This window comes from Clostridium sp. AF15-41 (assembly GCF_003604095.1).
Classification (GTDB): domain Bacteria; phylum Bacillota; class Clostridia; order Lachnospirales; family Lachnospiraceae; genus Coprococcus.
Map to the genome: position 1 here is coordinate 74,587 of NZ_QTMQ01000014.1, position 773 is coordinate 75,359.

The following is a 773-nucleotide window of genomic DNA, read 5'->3' on the forward strand; positions in this document are numbered from 1 at the left end:
AAGGTAGCCGTATCGGAAGGTGCGGCTGGATCACCTCCTTTCTAAGGAAAAGGAAGAAGTAAGGGTTGTTATGTTGTTAAGCGTTTAAGGTTATGTAAACGGCAAACCTCGTGAAGAAAACTTCACTCGGTGATGCGACTGCGTCGCATATAGTTTTTAACATTATCCAACGCAGAAAAGTAAACTTTTCTGGTTGATAACATTAAAAACTGCATTTACTTATTAACGCACAAATTTGCTGGTGGTGATGCGCTTATGGGAAACACCCGTACCCATCCCGAACACGACGGTTAAGACGTAAGCGGCCGCTGGTACTGCACTGGAGACGGTGTGGGAGAGTAGGTGGCTGCCAGCTCCAAGTTTGATCAGAAATGGTCAAAGTGCTTATCAAGTGTAAGCAGAAAAAGAGATGGGCTTATAGCTCAGCTGGTTAGAGCGCACGCCTGATAAGCGTGAGGTCGATGGTTCGAGTCCATTTAAGCCCATGAGCAGAGAGCTTAGTGAAAGCGAGTCGAAAGACGAAGCATGAACTTAGCCGTAGCCATGTCGACGCTCTTAATGAGCATTAGCGAATTTAGGAGTCGACCTTGGGGGTATAGCTCAGTTGGGAGAGCACCTGCCTTGCAAGCAGGGGGTCACGAGTTCGAATCTCGTTATCTCCACGAAAACATAGGACGAGCGGTCTGGTTTTTAAAAGCGTTCATGAAGAACTTGTTCTTCAATGAAAGGTTTTGAAAACGGAAGGACATTCGTAGAATGTCCGTGATGAAGTA

At 46.2% G+C, this 773-nt stretch carries 2 tRNA genes and 1 rRNA gene; all 3 read left to right on the plus strand.

Going from position 1 to position 773, the window contains the following annotated elements:
* Positions 1 to 237 precede the first annotated feature (237 nt).
* The 3 genes from rrf to DWW43_RS10170 all read left to right on the plus strand — a co-directional run bounded on the left by rrf (position 238) and on the right by DWW43_RS10170 (position 662).
* A 5S ribosomal RNA gene (rrf, locus tag DWW43_RS10160) occupies positions 238 to 355 on the plus strand.
* Positions 356 to 411: 56 nt separating this feature from the next.
* A tRNA-Ile gene (locus DWW43_RS10165) sits at positions 412 to 485 on the plus strand.
* Positions 486 to 589: 104 nt separating this feature from the next.
* Positions 590 to 662 (plus strand) — tRNA-Ala (locus DWW43_RS10170).
* Positions 663 to 773 lie beyond the last annotated feature (111 nt).